Here is a 21,688-nt window from a genome sequence, read left to right as displayed (position 1 = left end):
CCCGCATGTCAGGGAGTGTGCCACCACCAGATGGTCAGGATGGAAGTCGTTTGCATGATAAAGTCCTGTAAAAAGATGTTTGCAATGAAGTGCCTACAGAAAACGATAAAGCCGCGGCCAAGTCAAGTCGCTTTTTAGCCTTCTTTCACCGAATGTGTACCCATGGTGACCTGACCACGAGAGCGGAATAATCTGATGAGATTCGATCTACACTGCCATACCACGGCCTCGGATGGCGTGCTGAGCCCCGCCGAACTGGTGCGCCGCGCCGCCGCACAAGGGGTCGAGGTGTTAGCAGTCACTGACCACGATACCCTTGCCGGGCTTGATGAGGTGCGCCGTACCATCGATGCCGAGCAACTGCCGCTGCGGCTGGTGAGCGGGGTCGAGATCTCCACCGGCTGGGAGCATCACGAAATTCATATCGTGGCGCTGGGGGTGGATGAAAAAAATCCGCAGCTGGTGGCGTTTCTGGCCGGCCAGCTGGCCCGTCGTGAGGCGCGCGCCCAGGAAATAGGGCGTCGTCTGGAGAAGTGCCAGCTCCCCGGCACCTATGAAGAGGCCAAGCAGCTGGCTGGCGACGCCGCCGTGACCCGGGCCCACTTTGCCCGGGTACTGATGGCGCGCGGGGTGGCCGATACCATGCAGAAGGTCTTCAAAAAGTACCTGAGCCGGGGCAACAAGGGCTATGCTCCGGCCGAGTGGCCGGAGATGGGCGAGGCGATCAGCGCCATTCACGCCGCTGGCGGTCTGGCGGTGCTGGCCCACCCGAGCCGTTACGATCTCACCGCCAAGTGGATCAAGCGGCTGCTGGTGGCCTTCAAGGCGGCCGGTGGCGATGCCATGGAGGTCTCGCTGCCCCAGCAGAGCCCGCAGGAGCGGGCGAATCTCGGCCAGTGGGCCAAGGAGCACGACCTCTACATCTCGGTGGGATCGGATTTTCACTTCCCCTCCAACTGGACCGAGCTGGGGCGCCACCTCTGGTTGCCCAAGGAGGGCACGCCGCTCTGGCTGGCCTATCCCGGCCACTTCGGCCTGAGCGCCGAGCAGCATGTCGCCCTGCTGGCCAGCCGTTGAGAGGCGCCGGCGGGCGTCAAACAGATTAAGGTAGTGTCGTGGAGCCTGGCTCCACGGCCATCAAGCGGGCAGGCATTGCCGCCCCCATTGCGAGAACGAGTCATGAGTCAGCACTTTTACGTACATCCGGAAAATCCCCAGGCCCGTCTGATCAGCCAGGCGGTACAGATCATTCAGAACGGCGGCGTCATCGTCTATCCCACCGACTCGGGCTATGCGCTGGGTTGCCAGATGGGCGACAAGGGCGCGCTGGAGCGTATCTGCCGCATCCGCCGCATCGATCCCAACCACGACTTCACCTTGGTGTGCCGCGATCTCTCCGAGATCTCCACCTATGCCAAGGTGGACAACACGGCGTTTCGCCTGATCAAGAACAACACCCCCGGCCCCTACACCTTCATCTTCAAGGCCACCAAGGAGGTGCCGCGCCGCCTGATGAACGAGAAGAAGAAGACCATCGGCATCCGGGTACCGGACAACAAGATTGCCCAGGCGCTGCTGGAAGCGCTCGGCGAGCCGCTGCTCTCCACCACCCTGATCCTGCCGGAATCTGACATGGCGGAGTTCGACCCGGAGGAGATCTTCGACAAGCTGGGCAAGCAGCTGGATCTGGTGGTCAACGGCGGTTACTTGGGCGAGCAGCCCACTACCGTGGTGGACTTCTCCGACGATGAGCCTGTGCTGCGCCGGCGTGGTGCCGGGGACCCGACTCCGTTTGAGTGATACTGCCGATCCTGTGCCGGTGACGACCACGCCCACTGAGGGCGAGAGGGTGGCGAGCCCGGCGGGGGAGGCCATTCCCCCCCAGGCCGTCCCGTCTCCCATCGCCCGGGTGCTGGGGCAGCCCTATCACGAGCTGCCCCAGGATTTGTTCATCCCGCCCGATGCGCTGGAGGTGTTTCTCGATACCTTCGAGGGGCCGCTCGATCTTCTGCTCTATCTCATCCGGCGCCAGCAACTCGAGATCCTCAACCTGCCGATCCTGCAGATCACCGCCCAGTACATGGAGTACGTGGAGCTGATGCAGGGCCTCAATCTGGAGCTGGCGGCTGAATACCTGCTGATGGCGGCCTGGCTGGCGGAGATAAAATCCCGTCTGCTACTGCCCAAGGCGCCGGAGCTGGAAGATGAAGAGGAAGGGGAAGACCCCCGCGTTACCCTCATTCGCCGGCTGCAGGAGTACGAGCGCTACAAGGTGGGGGCGGAGCGGGTCAACGAGCTGCCGCGGCTGGAGCGGGAGATCTTCATCGCCACCGTGCAGCCGCCGGATTTTGGCGATCTCAAACCATTGACGCCCGATGTTTCGCTGGTTGAGCTCGCCCTTTACATGCAAAGTGTGGTAAAACGCGCGACTCATTTTGAACATCACCAGATCCGCCGTGAGCAGATCCCGACCCGGGTGCGCATGGCGGAGATCCTTGCCATGCTCTCGCTGGGCCAGACCCTGCGCCTGGATCGGGTGCTGCGTGCCGAAGAGGGGCGCATGGGGGTGTTGGTGACGTTTCTGGCACTACTGGAGCTCTGCAAGGAGCAGCTGATCTGGATCCTGCAGGCGGAACCGTTGGGACCGATCCACTTTGCCCTGGCCGGCCAGCACGAGGAGAGCGAGCGTGGCGCTGCCCACTGAACGGTTGAAGAGGCCGATGTTGCGAGGAGCGGACCATGGCGCTGCCGGCTGAACGACTCAAGACGCTGATCGAGGCGGCACTGTTCGTCGCCGGACGCCCGCTCAACGTCAGCGAGCTCAAGAGCAGCGTACTGGCGGACTACCCGGTCACCAGCCGCTACGTCCAGCTGTTGCTGGCGGAGCTCAGACAGGATTACAGCGAACGGGGGGTGGAGCTCAAGGAGGTGGCCTCCGGCTGGCGCTTTCAAGCCCGCCAGGAGTACGCCGAGGAGCTCTCCAGGCTCTGGAGCGAGCGGGCCCCCCGTTATTCGCGCGCCGTGATGGAGACGCTGACGCTGATCGCCTATCGTCAGCCCATCACCCGGGCCGAGATCGAAGCCATCCGCGGGGTGGCGGTCTCGAGCCAGATAGTGAATACCCTGAAAGAACGTGGCTGGGTGCGCAGCATCGGTCACAAGGAGGTGGTGGGTCGCCCGGAGCTGCTCGCCACCACCCGAGAATTTCTGGATTATTTTAATCTGCAGAGTCTGGAGCAGCTCCCTGAGCTTGATCCCGAACTGCAACCCTCGTTGTCCACGCTGACATTGGCAGCTGCGGGCAGCGATCAACAATCAGGTAACCCCGATGAGTGAAAAACTGCAAAAAGTGTTGGCCCGCGCGGGTCACGGCTCCCGTCGTGAGATGGAGGCCCTGATCACCGCAGGTCGGGTCAGTGTGGATGGCAAGGTCGCCACACTGGGGGATCGCGTCGAAGTGAACGCCGTGATCCGGGTGGATGGTCACCAGATCAAGACCCGTGCCGCAGAGGAAGTGATCTGCCGCGTGCTGGCTTACCACAAGCCGGAAGGGGAGATGTGTACCCGTCACGATCCGGAAGGTCGTCCCACCGTGTTTGATCGTCTGCCCAAGATGGAAGGGGCCCGCTGGATTGCGGTCGGCCGCCTCGACGTGAACACCTCAGGTTTGCTGCTGTTCACCACCGACGGTGAACTGGCCAACCGGCTGATGCACCCGAGCCACGAAGTGGAGCGGGAATACGCGGTGCGGGTCTTTGGCGAGATCACCGAAGCCATGCTGCAGCGCCTGCGCAAGGGTGTTCAGCTGGAAGACGGCATGGCCAAGTTCAACAAGATCAAGCCGGCCGGTGGGGAGGGTCTGAACCAGTGGTTCAACGTCACCCTGACCGAAGGGCGTAACCGTGAAGTGCGCCGCCTGTGGGAATCTCAGGAAGTGCAGGTGAGCCGCCTGATGCGCATCCGCTACGGCGACGTGCAGCTGGATCGCGGCATTCCGCGCGGTGGCTGGCAGGAGCTGAAACTGCCCGAGGTGAACTACCTGCGTGGCCTGGTCAACCTGCCCAACGAGACCGAGTCCAAGGTCGATCTGCAGCAGGATGGCAAAACCAGTCGTCACAAGCAGGCCGCCCAGATCCGTCGCGCCGTCAAACGCCACAAGGAGATGCAGGGCAAGGAGCCGCGCGCCCGTGCCACCACGGCCCGTCGCAAGCCGACCTCCTCCACCCGCAACTCGGGTACCGGCAGCAAGTAAGCGCTGCGTGGCCGCAAGGTCGCCCTGCAACAGGCCCGCCTCTTCGGCGGGCCTTTTTGTTGGCGCCTTTTGAGTTCGTTATTGTTCAAATTCACGTAAGGCTGAATTAATGGGGCCGGGCAGGCGACTGGCAGGGGCGGGGGTGGTTGCTCGGCACGGGCGGGCTTGTTAGCCTTCCCGCACTGACACAGGAGATAATAATGAGCAAGGTACTTGATGAGCTGCTGGCGTTGCTGGCGCTCGAAAAAATCGAGGAGGGCCTGTTTCGGGGCCAGAGCCAGGATCTCGGTCTGCGGGCCGTGTTTGGCGGACAGGTAATGGGGCAGGCCTTGTCAGCCGCCAAACAGACGGTGGCAAGCGATCGCCAGGTGCACAGCTTCCACTCCTACTTCCTGCGCCCCGGCGATGCCAACCGTCCCATCGTCTACGACGTGGAGAACATCCGCGACGGTCAGACCGTCTCCACCCGTCGGGTCAAGGCCATTCAGGGCGGCAAGCCCATCTTCTATCTCAACGCCTCCTTCCAGGTCGAGGCGGACGGCTTTGAACACCAGATTGCCATGCCGGCGGGGATCACGCCCCCCGAGCAGCTCAAGAGCGAGCTGGAGCTGGTGCGTCCCTACGAGCAGCAGATCCCGCCCGCCCTGCGCGACAAGATCATGTGCGAGAAGCCCATCGAAATTCGCCCGGTGACCCTGGTCGACCCGATCCGTCCCGACGTGCATGAGCCGCTGCGCCACGTCTGGTTCAAGGCCAATGGCCAGATGCCGGACGATCAGCGGGTGCACAAGTACCTGCTGGCCTATGCCTCCGACTTCCATTTCCTGTTCACTGCCCTGCAGCCCCACGGCGTGTCGTACTGGGAGCCGGACATGCAGGTGGCCACCATCGATCACTCCATGTGGTTCCACCGGGACTTCCGGCTGGACGACTGGCTGCTCTACGTGGTGGACAGCCCGAGCGCCAGCGCCGGTCGTGGCCTGGTGCGCGGCCAGTTCTTCACCCGCGACGGTGTGCTGGTGGCGAGCACGGCGCAGGAAGGGGTGATCCGCCGTCGTGGCAGTAACCCATGAGCAGGGAAAATAGCCGCAGAGGGACGCCATGATAGTGTCTGACCTGCGCAGTTTTGCGCAGGTCAGACTTTGGGGCTTTACCCCGACTACCCAAACGGCAGAGGAGAGACATCATGATCATACCCATCCTGCGCAGCTTCGATGAAGGCAAGTTGCGCGCTTTCTACCTCGATTACCTGGGATTTATCATCGACTGGGAGCACAGGTTTGGCCCGGATATGCCGCTCTACTTGCAGGTCTCTCGAGGGGACTGGGTCATCCACCTCTCCGAGCATCACGGGGATGCCTGCCCGGGAGCGGCTCTGCGGCTCTCGACCGACAAGCTTGATGCCCTGTTTGCTGAGTGGCAGGCCAAGGGGTATCCCAACGCCAGACCCGCCATCGAGACCATGCCCTGGGGCTGCCGCGAGCTGCAGGTCCGGGATCCCTTCGGTAACCGGCTGATCTTTACCGAGTCGCTGCCGCCGGAAGAAAACACCTAATAAAAAAACGGGAGCCGATGGCTCCCGTTTTTTTATCTGCTTGCTCTATCAGGCGGCGTCTTGCTCGGCGCTGAGCGCTGGCTCGCCGCTCTGGGCGAAACGGTCGGCCCACAGGGCGATGACGCCGTCGCCGGTGACGTTGCAGGCAGTGCCGAAGCTGTCCTGGGCCAGGTAGAGGGCGATCATCAGGGCGATGGAGGCCTCACCGAACCCCAGCATGGAGGTGAGCAGACCCAGCGCGGACATGACGCCGCCACCCGGGGCACCCGGCGCGGCGATCATGATGACACCCAGCATCATGATGAAGGGCAGCATGGTGTCTATGCCTGGAATGGCCAGATGCTCGGAGAGGAACATTACCGCGGTGGCACAGGTCACTAGCGTGATGGTGGAGCCACACAGGTGAATGGTGGCGCACAGCGGCACGGTGAAGTTGGCGATGCCATCGCTCACGCCGTTGTTCTTGCTGGCCTGCAGGGCGACCGGGATGGTGGCGGCGCTGGACATGGTACCGAGGGCAGTGAAGTAGGCCGGCAGCATGTTCTTGATGAGCTGGGCCGGGGAGCGTCCCAGGGCCAGACCGGTGCCGACGAACAGCACGGAGAGCCAGAGCCAGTGCATGACGATGGCCATCACCAGCACCACGCCGAAGGTTTTCAGGGTGGCGAATACGGTGCCTTCCACCGTCATCTCGACGAAGACGCCTGCGATGTAGAACGGCAACAGCGGGATGATCACCTTGGCCAGCAGGCGGTCGATGATGTCGCGGCCCTGATCGGCGACCCGGCGCAGATCGGTGGCCTGGGTGGCGCTGATGCCGATGCCGAACACGAAGGCGGCGGCCAGCGCCGACATCACCCCGAACAGCGGCGGGATCTCCAGGTTGATGTAGGAGGCGAGCTTGATGGCGCTCTCGGCGGTGGGCTCGGCGGCGGTGGTCAGGCGCGGGATCAGGTTGCTGGCCACGGTAAAGGCGAACAGGCCCGCCAGTATGGTGGAGCAGTAGGAGAGGGCGACCGTCTTGCCCAGCAGCTTGCCGGAGTTCTTCGGCAGGCTGGCGATGCCGCTCATGATGAAGAACAGGATGATGAGCGGAATGGTGAAGGTGATCAGCTGACCTATAACTGTCTTGGCCGTAAACAGCACGCGTGCGACCCATTCCGGGGCGTAGAGACCGAGCAAGAGACCGGCGAGGATGCCGGCAACCAGTTTGAGGACAAGTTTCATAAGTAAATCCAGGTGTTAGTGTCTGATTTGTTATTTAATTTTGATTTTAATGCCGCTTTTTAACACAAAATCCGCATCATGTCTGTCGTTCGTGCGTTAATGTCGAGTTAAATATTGTTAAATGTGATCGTGGTGGTGATAGCCACTGGCGAGGTGAGTGCGAGGTGCGGTGGGTGATTAATTTGGCACGCCCTTTCAGGCGCGGATCAGCAGGGCGTGCAGCCAGCGGCCATCCGTCTGCTCGCTCTCCCAACACTGCTGCAGTTGCAGCGGCAGCGGGGCGATGAGCCGGCGCAGGCCGCCCTCATCGAGCCGGGTCAGGGATAGGTGCGCTTGGGCTGCGGGATCAGCAGGTGTGCTGCCGGTGGTAACGAGCTGGCCACTGGGGTGGGGAAAGGCGCAATAGAGCGCTCCGGCGGGCTTGAGCAGGCCGGCCAGATGGGCCAGCGCGTCGCTGAGCTCGTCTGGCGCGATCGCCGGCAAGGCTCCACGCGCCCAGATGCCGTCATAGGGCACCACGCTATGCAACTGCTCGATGCGGCAGACCCGCACCGGCTGGCCGCTGTGCCGCGAGGCTACCCTGGCCTGTGCCAGGCGGGCATCGAAGGCCGTCACCACCAGCCCCTGCTGGCGAAAGAAGCAGAGATCGTCGCCTTCGCCGCAGCCCGCCTCCAGCAGGTGGGCGCCGGGGGGGAGCAGCGCCAGAAACGATTGGCGCGCCGCTGACCATGGGTCGGCTGAGGGCATGGCAATGGAGGCCAGAGGGCAAGAGGAGGATGAACGGGACATGGCGGGCACCTTGGTTGGGGGGCGCAACTCAATTTCGGGGGCGTGACTATAGCAAACTTGAGCCAATTTGGCGCCTGGGCGCCAAAGTGATGGAAGGAGATGGAAGGAAGTGAGGGGTTGTCTGCGATGGATAAGGGCCGCCAGTGTTCTGCCTTGCTGGCTCAGAGGCGACGGGCGGCCGGTCCGGTTGGCAGGGCGATCAGGGCGAACAGGCTGTCCAGCAGGAAGTCGGCCTCTTGGCGCAGATCGATGCGCTCCGGAAAGTGCAGCCAGTTGATTATGTAGCCATCCAGGGTGCAGTGCAGCAGGGTGGCGGCCCGCTGCAGATCCAGCCCCTGCGGCAGCTGGCCGAGGCGCACTGCATTGCCCAGGGTGGTTTCCAGATCCCGGAAGAAGTTGCTGGACTGGCTGCGCATGTGTTCGCGCAAGGAGATGGCTTCCCCCTCCAGCGACTCCAGGTTGAACATGATGGTGAACATCTGCTGATGGGCCGGGTTGGTGCAGATTTTGACCAGCACCTCCTTGAGGAAGGTACGCAGCTTGCCGAGGGGGTCGGGCTCCAGTTCGGAGACGCAAGCATCGAGCTGGTGGGAGAGGGGTTGGCACAGCTCCTCCCAGAGGGAGACGAACAGCTCTTCCTTGTTCTTGAAATGCCAGTAAATGGCGCCACGGGTCAGCTCGGCTGCCCTGGCGATGTCGGTCAGGCTGGTCTTGGCCAGGCCGTGTGAGCAGAACAGATCCAGGGCCGTACTCATGATGTGGCAGCGGGTCTGCTGCGCCTCTTCTTTGGTTCTTCTGGCCATCTCTGCGCGCACCTTGTAAAAGTAAAAAAGTCACTTACATACATTTATGAATGTATGTATATTGCCTCATCTTTCCGATTTTACCAACCGGGTCCTATAAACCCTGTGGTTATTCATTGATAGACAGAGGCTCAGGTTCTCCATGCATAAACATATTCTCGCACGTTCAGTCGGCCTTGCGCTGCTGGCGAGCGGTCTGCTGACCGCTTGCGGCGAACAGGGCAGTACCCAGCAGGGGCCCGGTGCGATGCCACCGGCTGCGGTGGATGTCGTCACCCTGCACACGGCGCCACTGCAGCTCACCACCGAGCTGACCGGTCGCAGCGCCCCGCTGCGGGTCGCCGAAGTACGCCCCCAGGTGAGCGGCATCATTCTCAAGCGTCTCTTTACCGAGGGCAGCGACGTCAAGGCCGGCCAGCTGCTGTACCAGATCGACCCCGCCGTCTATCAGGCCGCGGTGGCCAGTGCCAAAGCCAACCTGGCCAAGGCGCAGGCCAACGAGCAGAGCGCCCGCCTCAAGGCCAAGCGCTATGCCGAGCTGGTGAAGGTGAAGGCCATCAGCAGCCAGGAGTATGACGACGCCGACGCGGCCTGGAAGCAGCAGCTGGCCGAAATCGGTGCCGCCAAGGCGGCGCTGCAGACCGCCAACATCAACCTGGCCTACACCCGCATCACGGCCCCCATCAGCGGCCGCATCGGCAAGTCCGCGGTGACCGAGGGGGCACTGGTGACGGCCCAGCAGGCCGACAGCCTCACTTCCATCCAGCAGCTCGATCCCATGTATGTGGACGTGCGCCAGTCCACCGCCGATCTGCTGCGCCTCAAGCGCCAGGTGGCGGCCGGCAAGCTGACCCAGGACGAGCAGAAAGGCGCCCGGGTGAGCTTCCAGCTGGAAGATGGCTCCACCTACGGCGAAGAGGGCTCGCTGCAGTTCTCCGACGTGACCGTGGATGAGACCACCGGCATGGTGACCCTGCGGGTGATCGTCCCCAACCCTCATCAGCTGCTGCTGCCAGGCATGTTCATGCGTGCCACCCTGCAGGAGGGTGAGCGCGCCGAAGGGCTGTTGGTGCCGCAGACCGCGGTGACCCGTACCCCGAAAGGCGGCGCCACCGTGATGGTGGTGACGGCGGACAACAAGGTGGAGCTGCGTGAAGTGCAGCTGGGCCGCATCGTCGGCAGTGACTGGGTGGTGGAATCCGGTCTCAAGGCGGGCGAACGGGTGATCGTCGCCGGCCTGCAAAAGGTAAAACCCGGGGTCGTCGTGGCACCTGCTGAACAGAGTGCCGCTGCGCAGTCTGCCCAGGCGCCGGCCAATGCCCCGGCCAACAAGTAGGATGGAGTAGTCGCCTCATGGCACGATTTTTCATAGACAGACCCATTTTCGCCTGGGTGATCGCCCTGGTGATCATGCTGGCGGGGAGCCTGGCCATCATCAAGCTGCCGGTCGCCCAGTACCCGAGCATTGCGCCGCCGGCGGTGGGTATTTCCGCCAGCTACCCGGGGGCTTCCGCCAAGACGGTGGAAGACTCGGTGACCCAGATCATCGAGCAGAACATGACCGGACTGGATCACCTGCTCTACATGTCCTCCCAGTCGGACTCCTCCGGCCGGGTATCGGTCACCCTCACCTTCCAGCCGGGGACCGACCCCGACATCGCCCAGGTGCAGGTGCAGAACAAGCTGCAGCAAGCCATGTCGCTGTTGCCGCAAGAGGTGCAGCAGCAGGGGATCCGGGTCCAGAAGACCTCCAGCAGCTTCCTGATGGTGGCCGCCTTCATCTCCAAAGATGGCGCCATGACCAACGATGACCTGGCCGACTACGTGGTGGCCAACATCAAGGAACCGCTCAGTCGTCTGGACGGGGTAGGGGACATCACCCTGTTCGGCAGCCAGTACTCCATGCGGGTCTGGCTCGATCCCAACAAGCTCAACCGGGTGCAGATGACCCCGGGTGACGTACAGGCCGCCATCAAGGCGCAGAATACCCAGGTGGCCTTTGGCAAGCTGGGGGGCACCCCGGCGGTGAGCGATCAGCGGTTTACCGCCACCATCATGGGGCAGACCCGGCTCTCCACCGTGGAGGAGTTCAACGACATCCTGCTGCGGGTGAACCAGGACGGCTCCAAGGTGCGGCTCAAAGACGTGGCCCGGGTCGAACTGGCCGGTGAAAGCTACGATGCCGAGGCGCTCTACAACGGTCAGTCCACCGCGGCGGTCGCCATCAAGCTGGCGACCGGTGCCAACGCGCTGGATACCGCCGAGAAGGTGCGTGGCAAGCTGAATGAGCTCTCCACCTACTTCCCGGCCAACATGGAGATTGTCTACCCGTACGACACCACACCGTTCGTGAAGATCTCCATCGAGGAGGTGGTACAGACCCTGGTGGAGGCGATCTTCCTGGTGTTCTGCGTGATGTATCTGTTCCTGCAGAACTTCCGCGCCACCCTGATCCCGACCATCGCGGTGCCCGTGGTGCTGCTGGGAACCTTCGGTGTCATGTCGGCGTTCGGCTTCTCCATCAACACCCTGACCATGTTCGGTCTGGTGCTGGCCATCGGCCTGTTGGTGGATGACGCCATCGTGGTGGTGGAGAACGTGGAGCGCCTGATGAGCGAGGAGGATCTCTCTCCGCTCGAGGCGACCCGCAAGTCCATGACCCAGATCACCGGTGCCCTGGTGGGGATCGCCCTGGTGCTCTCGGCGGTGTTCGTGCCGATGGCCTTCTTCGGCGGTTCGACCGGTGCCATCTATCGCCAGTTCTCGCTCACCATCGTCTCGGCCATGGTGCTGTCGGTGCTGGTAGCGCTGATCCTGACCCCAGCCCTGTGCGCCACCCTGCTCAAGCCCATCAAGCATGGCGAGTTCGGTGCCAAGCGCGGGTTCTTCGGCTGGTTCAACCGGGCCTTCGACGCCAGCGCCAACCGCTACCAGAGCGGCGTGCGCAAGGTGGTCAAGCAAGGGGTGCGCTACGGCATCATCTACGCCGCCATGCTGGCGGTACTGGCCATCCTGTTCATGCGCATGCCCACCTCCTTCCTGCCGGAAGAGGATCAGGGGGTCATCATGTCCATGGTGCAACTGCCGGTCGGAGCGACCAAGCAGCGCACCGAGGTGGTGCTGGCCGACATGCGCGACTACTTCATGAAAAACGAGAAGGACAATGTCGACTCCGTGCTGACGGTGGCGGGCTTCAGCTTCGCCGGTAGCGGTCAGAACAGCGGCATGGCGTTCATCAAGCTGAAAGACTGGAAGGAGCGCAACACGCCCGATCGCAGCGCCAATGCCATCATCGGCCGTGCCATGGGCTACCTGTTCAGCATCAAGGAAGCCCAGGTGTTCGCCTTCAACCTGCCTCCGATCCCGGAACTGGGAACGGCGACCGGTTTTGACTTCTTCCTGCAGGATCGGGCCGGCGTGGGCCACGACAAGCTGATGGCGGCGCGCAACCAGCTGCTCGGCATGGCGGCGCAGGATCCCAACCTGGTACGAGTGCGCCCGAACGGGATGGAAGACACCCCCCAGCTCGACATCAAGATCGACTACGAGAAGGCGTTGGCGCAGGGGCTCTCCATCAGCGACATCAACAGCACGCTCTCCAGTGCCTGGGGCTCTGCCTATGTGAACGACTTCGTCGACAGAGGCCGGGTCAAGAAGGTCTATCTGCAGGCGGATGCCCCCTTTCGGATGAACCCGGAGGATCTCAAGCTTTGGTACGTGCGCAACAGCGCCGGTCAGATGGTGCCCTTCTCCGCCTTTGCCAGCACCGACTGGAGCTTCGGCTCGCCACGGCTGGAGCGTTACAACGGCGTGCCGGCGATGGAGATCGTCGGGGAAGCAGCGCCGGGCAAGAGTACCGGTGACGCCATGGCCGCCATCGAGCAGATGGTGAAGCAACTGCCGGAAGGCATCGGCATCGAGTGGACCGGTCTCTCCTATCAGGAGCGGCAGGCGGGCTCTCAGGCGCCGGCCCTGTACGCCATCTCCCTGCTGGTGGTGTTCCTCTGTCTGGCCGCCCTCTACGAGAGCTGGAGCATTCCGTTCTCGGTGATGCTGGTGGTGCCGCTCGGGGTGCTGGGGGCCATTGTGGCCGCCACCCTGCGCGGGCTGGAGAACGACGTCTACTTCCAGGTTGGTCTGCTTACCACCATAGGCCTGTCGGCCAAGAACGCGATCCTCATCGTCGAGTTCGCCAAGGAACTCTATGACAGGGGCATGGGGCTGAGCGAAGCCGTGGTGGAGGCGGCGCGCCTGCGTCTGCGTCCGATCCTGATGACCTCGCTCGCCTTCATCCTCGGCGTATTGCCGCTGGTGATCAGTACCGGGGCCGGCGCCAGCAGCCGCAACGCCATCGGTACCGGCGTGATGGGGGGGATGATCAGTGCCACCGTGCTGGCCATCTTCTTCGTGCCGCTGTTCTTCGTGCTGGTGATGCGCTATTTCACCAAGCACAGCACCAAGCAGGCGCGTCTGGCCCATGCCGAGGAGATCAAACATGACTAAGACCCTGATCGCCCTGAGCGTGACGCTGCTGCTGGGGGGCTGTTCCATGGCCCCCGATTACCAGCGACCCGAGCTGCCGCAAGGCGCCGCTTGGCAGAGCAACCAGGCAGGGGAGGCGGCCGTTTCCCCCTGGCGCCAGCAGTTCCTCGATCCCGCCCTGCAGCAGTTGATCGCCACGGCTCTTGAGAACAACCGGGATCTGCGCATCGCGGCCCTCAACGTGGAGGCCTACGAGGCCAGATACCGGATCCAGCGGGCGGCCCAGCTGCCGACCCTGGCGGCCAATGGCTCGGGTACCCGCCAGCAGGGATCGGACGATCTCAGCAGCACGGGGCAGGGCACCATCAGCAGCCAGTACGGCGCCAACATCGGCATCACCTCCTACGAGCTGGACCTGTTCGGCCGGATCCAGAGCCTCAAAGATCAGGCGCTGGAAAACTATCTGGCGCAGGTGGAGACCCAGCGCAGCACCCAGATCGCGCTGATCGCCTCGGTGGCCAACGCCTATCTCAACCTGCTGGCGGATCAGGAGTTGCTCGCGCTGAGCGAGGCGACCCTGGCCACCGAGCAGGAGAGCTATGGCCTGACCGAGCACAAGTACCGGCTGGGGGCCGCCTCCGAAATGGAGCTGGCCCAGGGCCGTACCGCGCTGGAAAGTGCCAAAGTGAGCCTGGCCCAGTATCAGCGGCAGGTGAAGCAGGATCGCAACGGCCTGGCGCTGCTGCTCGGGACCGGCGTCCCCGCGCTGATGACCGAGCCGGCGACCCTGGCCGAGGTGCAACTGGCGGCCATCCCGGTGGGCGCCCCATCCAGCCTGCTGCAACAGCGCCCGGACATCCTGGCGGCCGAGCACAGCCTGAAGGCGGCCAATGCCAATATCGGCGCCGCCCGTGCGGCCTTCTTCCCGACCATCTCGCTGACCGCGACGGCGGGCTCCGCCAGCAACCAGCTGAGCGGGCTGTTTGACGGCGGCACCGGTACCTGGACCTTCATGCCGCAGATCAATCTGCCGATTTTTGACGGCGGCAAGCGCATCGCGGATCTGGACGTGGCCGAGGTGAGCACCAGGCAGGCGGTGGCGAGCTACGAGAAGAGCATCCAGACCGCGTTCAAGGAAGTGGCAGATACGCTCGGCGCCCAGGTTGACTACCAGAAGCAACTGCAGGCGCAGCAGGCACTGGTGGAGGCGAACCAGACCTACTTCAAGCTGGCGGAGGTGCGCTACGAGAAAGGGGTGGACAGTTATCTCACCCGACTCGATGCCCAGCGCTCGCTGTTCAGTGCCAAACAGGGGCTGATCAGTACCCGTCTGGCGCAGCTCAGCAACCAGGTCGCGCTCTACAAGGCCGTCGGCGGCGGCTGGCAAGCCACCGATACCGAGGGTGGCAAGGGCGAGCGTCAGCAGTAGGCACACTCATACCTTCCATCAGCAGGTCAATACGGGGCGAACCATCGGGTTCGCCCCGTTTCTTTTGAGCAAAAACATATACATATGAAGCCCAAATGACATAATACGTCGTGCAGACAGTCTATCGGCAGGCTGCAGAGATGGGTGAAAAGTCCTGGATCCTGAGCATTCAGTGAATGGCAATTGTAAGAAAGTGTTACTCATCTTCTGCAAGGGTTATAGCAAAATGGTGTTCTTGTGAGCTAGCTCCACTCCGATACGCTATGTATCACTATTTTTACTTGGGATATCAGCAGTGGAAGATGATGATAAGGTGTCGATAGGGGCTTTTTGAATGATGACCGAACATTTCCGGCCGCCAATTAGAGTGTTGAGCAACAGCAAAATGGGTTGTAGATGACTTGTTTTGAGCAAGGTTGTTTTGACTATTCAAGCTGCCGGGAAAGGCGCTAGAATCCAGACTTTGCCTTTGGGGCATGGCAATTTATATGCCTTCAGCTTGTGCAATGACCAAGCTGAAGGCAAAGCAGATAGCAATCTTGTCATCAGGGACGATGGCAGAACAATCCCAAGCTGGAGGGCATCATGACCAACAGCACACACATTCTGGTTAAAAGCAGCAAACTGGGGGCTGTAACTCAGGGGCGGTAGCTATTGCGTTTGATTTGCACAGCATCAGACATTCTCTGCGAAGACGAGGGGCATCGTCGATTCAGTGCGTCTAAAAACTAGGTTTTCTATTAATTTTCAAGAGCATAACTATGAAAATTCTTGTCACTGGTGGCGCAGGCTTTATCGGCTCGGCGGTTGTTCGTCATATCATTCAAAATACCAACGACTCAGTCCTCAACCTCGACAAACTCACCTATGCGGGCAATCTGGAATCCTTGGCCAGTGTCGCCAGCAGTGAACGTTATGCCTTTGAACAGGTGGATATCTGCAATCGTGCCGAGCTGGAGCGGGTGTTTGCCCAGCACCAGCCGGATGCCGTGATGCACCTGGCCGCCGAGAGCCATGTTGATCGTTCCATCACCGGCCCCGCCGACTTCATCGAGACCAACATCGTCGGCACCTACATGCTGCTGGAAGTGGCTCGCGCCTACTGGAACGGCCTGGACGAGGTACGCAAGGCGGCTTTCCGCTTCCACCATATCTCCACCGACGAGGTGTATGGCGACCTGCCCCATCCGGATGAAGTGGCCCTCGGTGTGGCACTGCCGCTTTTCACCGAAACTACCCCTTATGCTCCCAGCAGCCCCTATTCTGCCTCCAAGGCTTCCAGTGACCATCTGGTGCGCGCCTGGCGCCGTACTTACGGCCTGCCGACCGTCGTCACCAACTGCTCCAACAACTACGGCCCGTACCACTTCCCCGAGAAGCTGATCCCGCTGGTGATCCTCAACTCCCTGGATGGCAAACCGCTGCCGGTGTACGGCAAGGGTGACCAGATCCGTGACTGGCTCTATGTGGAAGATCACGCCCGCGCGCTTTATACCGTGGTTACCACAGGTGTCATCGGCGAGACCTACAACATTGGCGGCCACAACGAGAAACAGAATCTGGAGGTTGTTCATACCATCTGTGACTTGCTGGATGAAATGGTGCCCAAGACCGGCTCCTACCACGATCAAATCACTTATGTGGCCGACCGCCCTGGCCATGACCGCCGATATGCCATTGACGCCAGCAAGATGAGCGTCGAGCTCGCCTGGCAACCGCAAGAAACCTTTGAATCCGGTATCCGCAAAACCGTACAGTGGTATCTGGATAACCAGCAGTGGGTCAACAACGTGAAGAGTGGCTCCTATCAGTCCTGGATCGAACAGAACTACGGGGAGCGTGTCTGATGCATATTCTGCTGTTTGGCAAGAATGGTCAGGTTGGCTGGGAGCTGCAACGTGCACTGGCACCGCTGGGCCGTATCACAGCCGTCGATTTTGATTCCACCGACTACTGCGGTGACTTCAGCAAGCCGGCCGGTGTGGCGGAGACGGTGCGCCAGGTGAAGCCGGATGTCATCGTGAACGCGGCGGCCCACACTGCGGTAGACAAAGCCGAGAGCGAGCGGGAGTTTGCCGAGCTGCTCAACATCACCAGTGTGGCTGCGATTGCCAGAGAAGCTGAAGCATTGGGAGCCTGGTTGGTCCACTACTCCACCGACTATGTGTTCGATGGCAGTGGTGAGCGCCCTTGGCTTGAAACCGATGTGACCGCCCCGCTCAACGTCTACGGCGAGACCAAGCTGGCGGGTGAGCAGGCTGCAGCCCTGTGCTCGCGCCACCTGATCTTCCGCACCAGCTGGGTCTACGCTGCCCGTGGTGCCAACTTTGCCAAGACCATGCTGCGTTTTGGCAAGGAGCGTAGCGAGATGTCGGTCATCAATGACCAGTTTGGTGCCCCGACCGGTGCCGAATTGCTGGCAGATTGCACCGCTCATGTACTTCGCGTGGCGCAGAGCAGACCCGAGGTTGCCGGGCTATACCATCTGATTGCCTCCGGTACCACCACCTGGTTTGATTACGCCCAGCTGGTGTTTGCCAAAGCCAGAGAGGCCGGGGTCGAACTGGCAGTCACACAGCTCAATGCGGTGCCGACCAGTGCCTTCCCGACCCCGGCCAAGCGCCCTCATAACTCCCGCTTGGATACCAGCAAGTTCCAGCGCACCTTCGATCTGGTACTGCCGGACTGGACGGTCGGTGTGGAGCGGATGTTGACCGAGATCCTCGGCAAGTAAATCACAGGCCAGGGATGTACGGAATGCATCTCTGGTTGACAGGGATAAAACAGAAGAGTGTGGTATCAAACCACTTTTTTCTTTTGTAGCTTAAGAATAAAAAACAAGCATCATGACCAAACGTAAAGGCATTATTCTGGCCGGTGGCTCTGGGACCCGTCTCTATCCAGTCACCATGGCGGTGAGCAAGCAGCTGCTGCCCATCTATGACAAGCCGATGATCTACTATCCGCTGAGCACCCTGATGCTGGCGGGCATTCGCGATATTTTGATCATCAGCACCCCGCAAGATACCCCCCGTTTCGAACAGTTGTTAGGCGATGGCAGCCAGTGGGGTTTGAATCTGCAATACAAGGTGCAGCCAAGCCCGGATGGCCTAGCGCAGGCCTTTATTTTGGGGGAAGAGTTTATTGGTTCAGATCCCTGTGCACTGGTGCTGGGCGACAACATCTTCTACGGCCATGATCTGCAGAAACAACTGGAAGCGGCAGCAAGTAAAGACAGTGGTGCTACCATTTTTGCCTATCATGTGCATGACCCAGAGCGTTATGGGGTGGTGGAGTTTGATAAGCAAGGTACCGTTATTTCACTGGAAGAGAAGCCACAGAATCCCAAGAGCAACTATGCGGTCACTGGCCTCTATTTCTACGACAACCGCGTGGTGGATATCGCCAAGAGTTTGAAACCGTCGCCCCGTGGCGAGCTTGAAATAACTGATGTGAACCGTATCTACTTGGAGCAAGGTAGTTTATCGGTGGTGATGATGGGCCGCGGTTATGCCTGGCTTGATACCGGAACCTATGAAAGCCTGATTGAAGCGAGCAACTTTATTCAGATTATCGAAACTCGTCAGGGGTTGAAAGTCGCTTGCCCAGAAGAGATCGCTTATCGCAAAAAATTCATTGATGTAGAGCAGGTACGTGCGCTCGCGCTACCATTAGAAAAAAATACCTATGGACAATATTTGCTAAAAATGGTTGAACAAAGTCTGATGTGATATCTGGGTGGTGTTGCCACTCTTTACCACGAATAAATTTAGTTGGCATATCTGAGATGAATGTAATCAAGACTGAGCTCCCTGACATACTTCTATTTGAGCCTAGGGTATTTAGTGATGAGCGTGGCTTTTTCTTTGAAAGTTTCAATCATAAGCTATTTGAAGACGCGGTGGGATACCCTGTCACCTTTGTACAAGATAATCACTCAAAATCATCTAAAGGTGTATTGCGTGGTTTGCACTATCAACTTCCCCCCCATGCGCAAGGAAAGTTAGTGCGCTGTATCATTGGTGAAATATTTGATGTGGCAGTTGATATTCGTAAAAGCTCGCCGACTTTTGGGCGATGGGTTGGAGCCCATTTGTCAGATACAAACAAACGTCAATTATGGATTCCTGAAGGATTTGCTCATGGATTCATCACAAGAACAGAGACCGCAGAAGTTTTATATAAAGCAACTAATTATTACCAACCAGATTTTGAAAATTCAATATGCTGGAATGATCAGCAGCTATCAATAAAATGGGATAATGATATGCTCCCTGTATTGTCTAGGAAAGATGCAAGTGCAAAATCATTTATGATGGCTAAAAAATTTAACTATAATTTCATGGTGTAGCTATGACAGTTTTAATTCCTGCAATTATGTGTGGTGGCAGCGGCTCTAGATTATGGCCCATTTCGCGTGAACAGCATCCCAAACCGTTCATCAAACTATCTGATAATCAAAGTTTTTTGCAAAAAGCATTTCTACGTGGAGCAAAGCTAGCTGATATCAGAGAAGTTTTGACGATCACTAACAGAGATCTTTATTTCAAAACACTAGATTCATTTAAAGAGGTGAATAGTAATGAAGTTCAGACTTCATTTATTCTGGAACCCTATGGTCGTAACACCGCAGCAGCAGTAGCATCAGCTGCAGTTTATGTTCGTGATACATATGGTGATGATGCGATCTTGCTAGTATTAGCTGCCGATCACTTAATCACAGATCAGGTTGCATTCGATGATGCTGTTTCCTGTGCAGTGGAATTAGCAAAAACAGGACAATTAGTCACATTTGGCATTAAGCCAACAATTCCTGAAACCGGTTATGGTTATATCGAGGCCACTGGTACAAGTGTATTGCGTTTTGTTGAAAAGCCAACCTTGGATAAGGCGAGTGAGTACGTCGCAAGTGGTCGTTTCTTCTGGAACTCAGGCATGTTTTGCTTTAAAGCAAGTACCATGATTACAGAGATGGATTTGCATTGCCCAGAAGTATTGTCAGCAACCAAAACATGCCTAGACAGGTCAGAACTGGTTCAAAGTAAAAAGGTAAAACATATTGACCTTGATCCTGACACGTTTAGTCATGTACCGGACATATCGATAGACTATGCTGTGATGGAGAAATCAGGCAATGTTTCGGTGGTTCCCTGTGACATAGGTTGGAGTGATATTGGCTCTTGGGCTGCAATGAGTGACCTCCATCGAGCCGATGAACATGGAAACACAGTTCAAGGGCATGCAATTTTACATGCTACCTCAAACTGTTATATATCGAGTGAAGATCGAGTTATTGGTGCAGTTGGTATAGAAAATCTAGTTATTGTTGATACAGCAGATGCATTATTGGTTGCACATAAAGAGAACAGTCAAGATGTCAAGTTGATTTATAATAATCTTAAGGCGATAAATAATGATGCATTTAAAATGCATCGTACTGTTTATTGCCCCTGGGGTCTATATACATTACTTGAGGCGGGTGAACGCTTTAAAATTAAAAGACTTGAAGTTAAACCTGGTGCTAGTTTAACGATGCAAATGCATCATCATAGAAATGAGCATTGGGTTGTACTATCTGGTGTTGCAGAGGTCTTTTATGAAGATCAAGTTGCATTACTAACAGCTAACCAATCTACATATATTCCTGCCGGACATCGTCATCAATTAAAAAATCCTGGTCTCATCGACTTAGTTATGTTAGAAGTTCAAACTGGTGAGTATTTGGGTGAAGATGATATTATTGATTATTAAAAAGGAATCATAATTAAAGGAGGGAATTAGATGAATCTTACTTGTTTTAAAGCTTACGACATTCGTGGAAAGTTGGGTGATGAATTAAACATTGAGATTGCCTATCGTATTGGTCGTGCAACAGCACAATATTTAAAGGCAACGAGAATTGCTGTTGGAGGTGATGTTCGACTAACTAGTGAAGGCTTAAAACAAGCGCTTGCAAACGGTATCCTAGATGCAGGTTGTGATGTTATTGATTTGGGCGTAACGGGTACTGAAGAAACTTATTTTGCAGCCTTCACATTGGATATTGATGGTGCGATAGAAGTTACTGCTAGCCATAATCCTATGGATTATAATGGCATGAAGCTGGTTGGTCGTGATGCTTGTCCAATTAGTGGCGATAGTGGTTTGAATGATATTCGAGCATTGGCTGAAAAGGGGGACTTCAGTGTATCATTTCGGCGAGGTACATTGAGTAAAAAATCGATACTAGATGCTTATGTCGATCATTTACTGACGTATATAAAGCCACATCAATTACGTCCGCTCAAGCTTGTTGTGAATGCAGGTAATGGTGCCGCAGGCCATGTAATTGATGTTATTGAACAACGTTTTAATATCCTTAATATCCCAGTCGAATTTATAAAAATTCATCATGAAGAAAATGGTAATTTTCCCAATGGCATTCCTAATCCATTACTTCCTGAAAATAGAGATGTGACATCAGAAGCTGTAAAATTGCATCATGCTGACATGGGCATTGCGTGGGATGGTGATTTTGATCGCTGCTTTCTGTTCGATGAAAATGGTATTTTCATCGAAGGATATTATATCGTTGGATTATTGGCAGAGGCATTTTTAGTAGAGAATCCTCATGAGAGAATAATTCATGATCCACGCTTGACATGGAATACTATCGATATCGTTGAGAAGTCTGGCGGTATACCTGTACAAAGCAAAACTGGTCATGCTTTTATTAAAGAACGAATGCGCAGTGAAAATGCAATTTATGGTGGTGAAATGAGTGCCCATCACTATTTTCGTGATTTTGGCTACTGTGATAGTGGTATGATTCCATGGTTACTAGTAATTAACTTGTTGTCACTAAAAAATTCCACATTGTCAAGTTTAGTGGCTGAGCGAGTTAAAGCATATCCATGTAGTGGAGAGATAAACTATAGAGTCGATAATGCTCTTGAAATAATAAAGAAGCTTGAAGAGGTTTATGTACCACTCGCTGTCAAGGTAGAATATGTAGATGGTCTTAGTATCGAAATGAACGATTGGCGATTTAATGTTCGCATTTCAAATACGGAGCCACTACTAAGGCTTAATGTTGAAAGTAAAAATAATATAAGCAAGTTAACGTCTGGTTTGAATTCATTACATAAAATGATCAACAACATATAGGGAGA

The 21,688-nt window shown here is 57.7% G+C and carries 19 protein-coding genes; 16 read left to right on the top strand and 3 right to left on the bottom strand.

Annotated features, from left to right (window positions below):
- Window positions 1-195 precede the first annotated feature (195 nt).
- The 7 genes from rnm (at window position 196) to AHA_RS14735 (ending at window position 5,807) form a co-directional block, all read left to right on the top strand.
- Window positions 196-1,077, top strand: coding sequence for an RNase RNM (gene rnm, locus AHA_RS14765; protein ID WP_011706722.1), 882 nt, complete (start codon window positions 196-198; stop codon window positions 1,075-1,077).
- Between the two features lie 102 nt (window positions 1,078-1,179).
- On the top strand, window positions 1,180-1,800 hold the full coding sequence (locus AHA_RS14760) for an L-threonylcarbamoyladenylate synthase (protein WP_016351379.1): 621 nt from the start codon (window positions 1,180-1,182) through the stop codon (window positions 1,798-1,800).
- Complete coding sequence (locus tag AHA_RS14755) at window positions 1,748-2,704, top strand: segregation and condensation protein A (protein WP_011706720.1); 957 nt, start codon at window positions 1,748-1,750, stop codon at window positions 2,702-2,704. Before AHA_RS14760 ends, AHA_RS14755 begins: the two co-directional genes overlap by 53 nt.
- A gap of 35 nt (window positions 2,705-2,739) precedes the next feature.
- Window positions 2,740-3,336 (top strand): SMC-Scp complex subunit ScpB, encoded by a 597-nt coding sequence (gene scpB / locus AHA_RS14750; RefSeq protein WP_011706719.1) that lies wholly within the window; start codon window positions 2,740-2,742, stop codon window positions 3,334-3,336.
- Window positions 3,329-4,252: a 23S rRNA pseudouridine(2605) synthase RluB gene (gene rluB / locus AHA_RS14745; protein WP_011706718.1), complete on the top strand. Its 924-nt coding sequence runs from the start codon at window positions 3,329-3,331 to the stop codon at window positions 4,250-4,252. The genes scpB and rluB overlap by 8 nt, the downstream gene beginning before the upstream one ends.
- A gap of 200 nt (window positions 4,253-4,452) precedes the next feature.
- Window positions 4,453-5,325, top strand: coding sequence for an acyl-CoA thioesterase II (gene tesB / locus AHA_RS14740; protein ID WP_011706717.1), 873 nt, complete (start codon window positions 4,453-4,455; stop codon window positions 5,323-5,325).
- A 113-nt stretch (window positions 5,326-5,438) separates the two neighbouring features.
- The gene (locus AHA_RS14735; RefSeq protein ID WP_011706716.1) at window positions 5,439-5,807 is read left to right on the top strand and encodes a glyoxalase superfamily protein; all 369 of its coding nucleotides are present in this window, start codon (window positions 5,439-5,441) and stop codon (window positions 5,805-5,807) included.
- A 48-nt stretch (window positions 5,808-5,855) separates the two neighbouring features.
- On the opposite strand, the gene AHA_RS14730 is transcribed toward AHA_RS14735, so the two are convergent.
- From AHA_RS14730 to AHA_RS14720, 3 genes are all read right to left on the bottom strand, one after another.
- Window positions 5,856-7,034 carry a dicarboxylate/amino acid:cation symporter gene (locus tag AHA_RS14730; RefSeq protein WP_011706715.1) on the bottom strand — a complete coding sequence of 393 codons (1,179 nt, stop codon included), beginning with the start codon at window positions 7,032-7,034 and terminating at the stop codon, window positions 5,856-5,858.
- A gap of 195 nt (window positions 7,035-7,229) precedes the next feature.
- Entirely contained in the window at window positions 7,230-7,781 is a 552-nt protein-coding gene (locus AHA_RS14725) for a class I SAM-dependent methyltransferase (RefSeq protein WP_115586430.1), read from the bottom strand.
- A 203-nt stretch (window positions 7,782-7,984) separates the two neighbouring features.
- Window positions 7,985-8,626, bottom strand: a complete 642-nt coding sequence (locus tag AHA_RS14720; RefSeq protein WP_011706713.1) for a TetR family transcriptional regulator — start codon at window positions 8,624-8,626, stop codon at window positions 7,985-7,987.
- A 142-nt stretch (window positions 8,627-8,768) separates the two neighbouring features.
- On the opposite strand from AHA_RS14720, the gene AHA_RS14715 reads away from it, so the two are divergent.
- From AHA_RS14715 to AHA_RS14675, 9 genes are all read left to right on the top strand, one after another.
- A complete protein-coding gene (locus AHA_RS14715) occupies window positions 8,769-9,962 on the top strand; it encodes an efflux RND transporter periplasmic adaptor subunit (protein WP_011706712.1) in 1,194 nt (397 codons plus the stop codon).
- A gap of 17 nt (window positions 9,963-9,979) precedes the next feature.
- Entirely contained in the window at window positions 9,980-13,129 is a 3,150-nt protein-coding gene (locus AHA_RS14710) for an efflux RND transporter permease subunit (RefSeq protein ID WP_011706711.1), read from the top strand.
- Window positions 13,122-14,537: an efflux transporter outer membrane subunit gene (locus AHA_RS14705; protein ID WP_011706710.1), complete on the top strand. Its 1,416-nt coding sequence runs from the start codon at window positions 13,122-13,124 to the stop codon at window positions 14,535-14,537. Before AHA_RS14710 ends, AHA_RS14705 begins: the two co-directional genes overlap by 8 nt.
- 761 nt (window positions 14,538-15,298) lie before the next feature.
- Complete coding sequence (rfbB, locus tag AHA_RS14700) at window positions 15,299-16,384, top strand: dTDP-glucose 4,6-dehydratase (protein ID WP_011706709.1); 1,086 nt, start codon at window positions 15,299-15,301, stop codon at window positions 16,382-16,384.
- The gene (gene rfbD, locus AHA_RS14695) at window positions 16,384-17,271 is read left to right on the top strand and encodes a dTDP-4-dehydrorhamnose reductase (protein WP_011706708.1); all 888 of its coding nucleotides are present in this window, start codon (window positions 16,384-16,386) and stop codon (window positions 17,269-17,271) included. Before rfbB ends, rfbD begins: the two co-directional genes overlap by 1 nt.
- A gap of 112 nt (window positions 17,272-17,383) precedes the next feature.
- Window positions 17,384-18,268: a glucose-1-phosphate thymidylyltransferase RfbA gene (rfbA, locus tag AHA_RS14690; protein ID WP_011706707.1), complete on the top strand. Its 885-nt coding sequence runs from the start codon at window positions 17,384-17,386 to the stop codon at window positions 18,266-18,268.
- A gap of 56 nt (window positions 18,269-18,324) precedes the next feature.
- Window positions 18,325-18,888: a dTDP-4-dehydrorhamnose 3,5-epimerase gene (gene rfbC, locus AHA_RS14685; RefSeq protein ID WP_011706706.1), complete on the top strand. Its 564-nt coding sequence runs from the start codon at window positions 18,325-18,327 to the stop codon at window positions 18,886-18,888.
- A 2-nt stretch (window positions 18,889-18,890) separates the two neighbouring features.
- Entirely contained in the window at window positions 18,891-20,288 is a 1,398-nt protein-coding gene (locus tag AHA_RS14680; RefSeq protein WP_011706705.1) for a mannose-1-phosphate guanylyltransferase/mannose-6-phosphate isomerase, read from the top strand.
- A 30-nt stretch (window positions 20,289-20,318) separates the two neighbouring features.
- Window positions 20,319-21,683, top strand: coding sequence for a phosphohexomutase domain-containing protein (locus AHA_RS14675; protein ID WP_011706704.1), 1,365 nt, complete (start codon window positions 20,319-20,321; stop codon window positions 21,681-21,683).
- The last annotated feature ends 5 nt before the right edge of the window (window positions 21,684-21,688 follow it).

Origin of the sequence: Aeromonas hydrophila subsp. hydrophila ATCC 7966, from assembly GCF_000014805.1 — a bacterium.
Taxonomy (GTDB): domain Bacteria; phylum Pseudomonadota; class Gammaproteobacteria; order Enterobacterales; family Aeromonadaceae; genus Aeromonas; species Aeromonas hydrophila.
The sequence above is the reverse complement of the archived record's forward strand: the minus strand, read 5'-3'. Positions and strand labels throughout refer to the sequence as shown.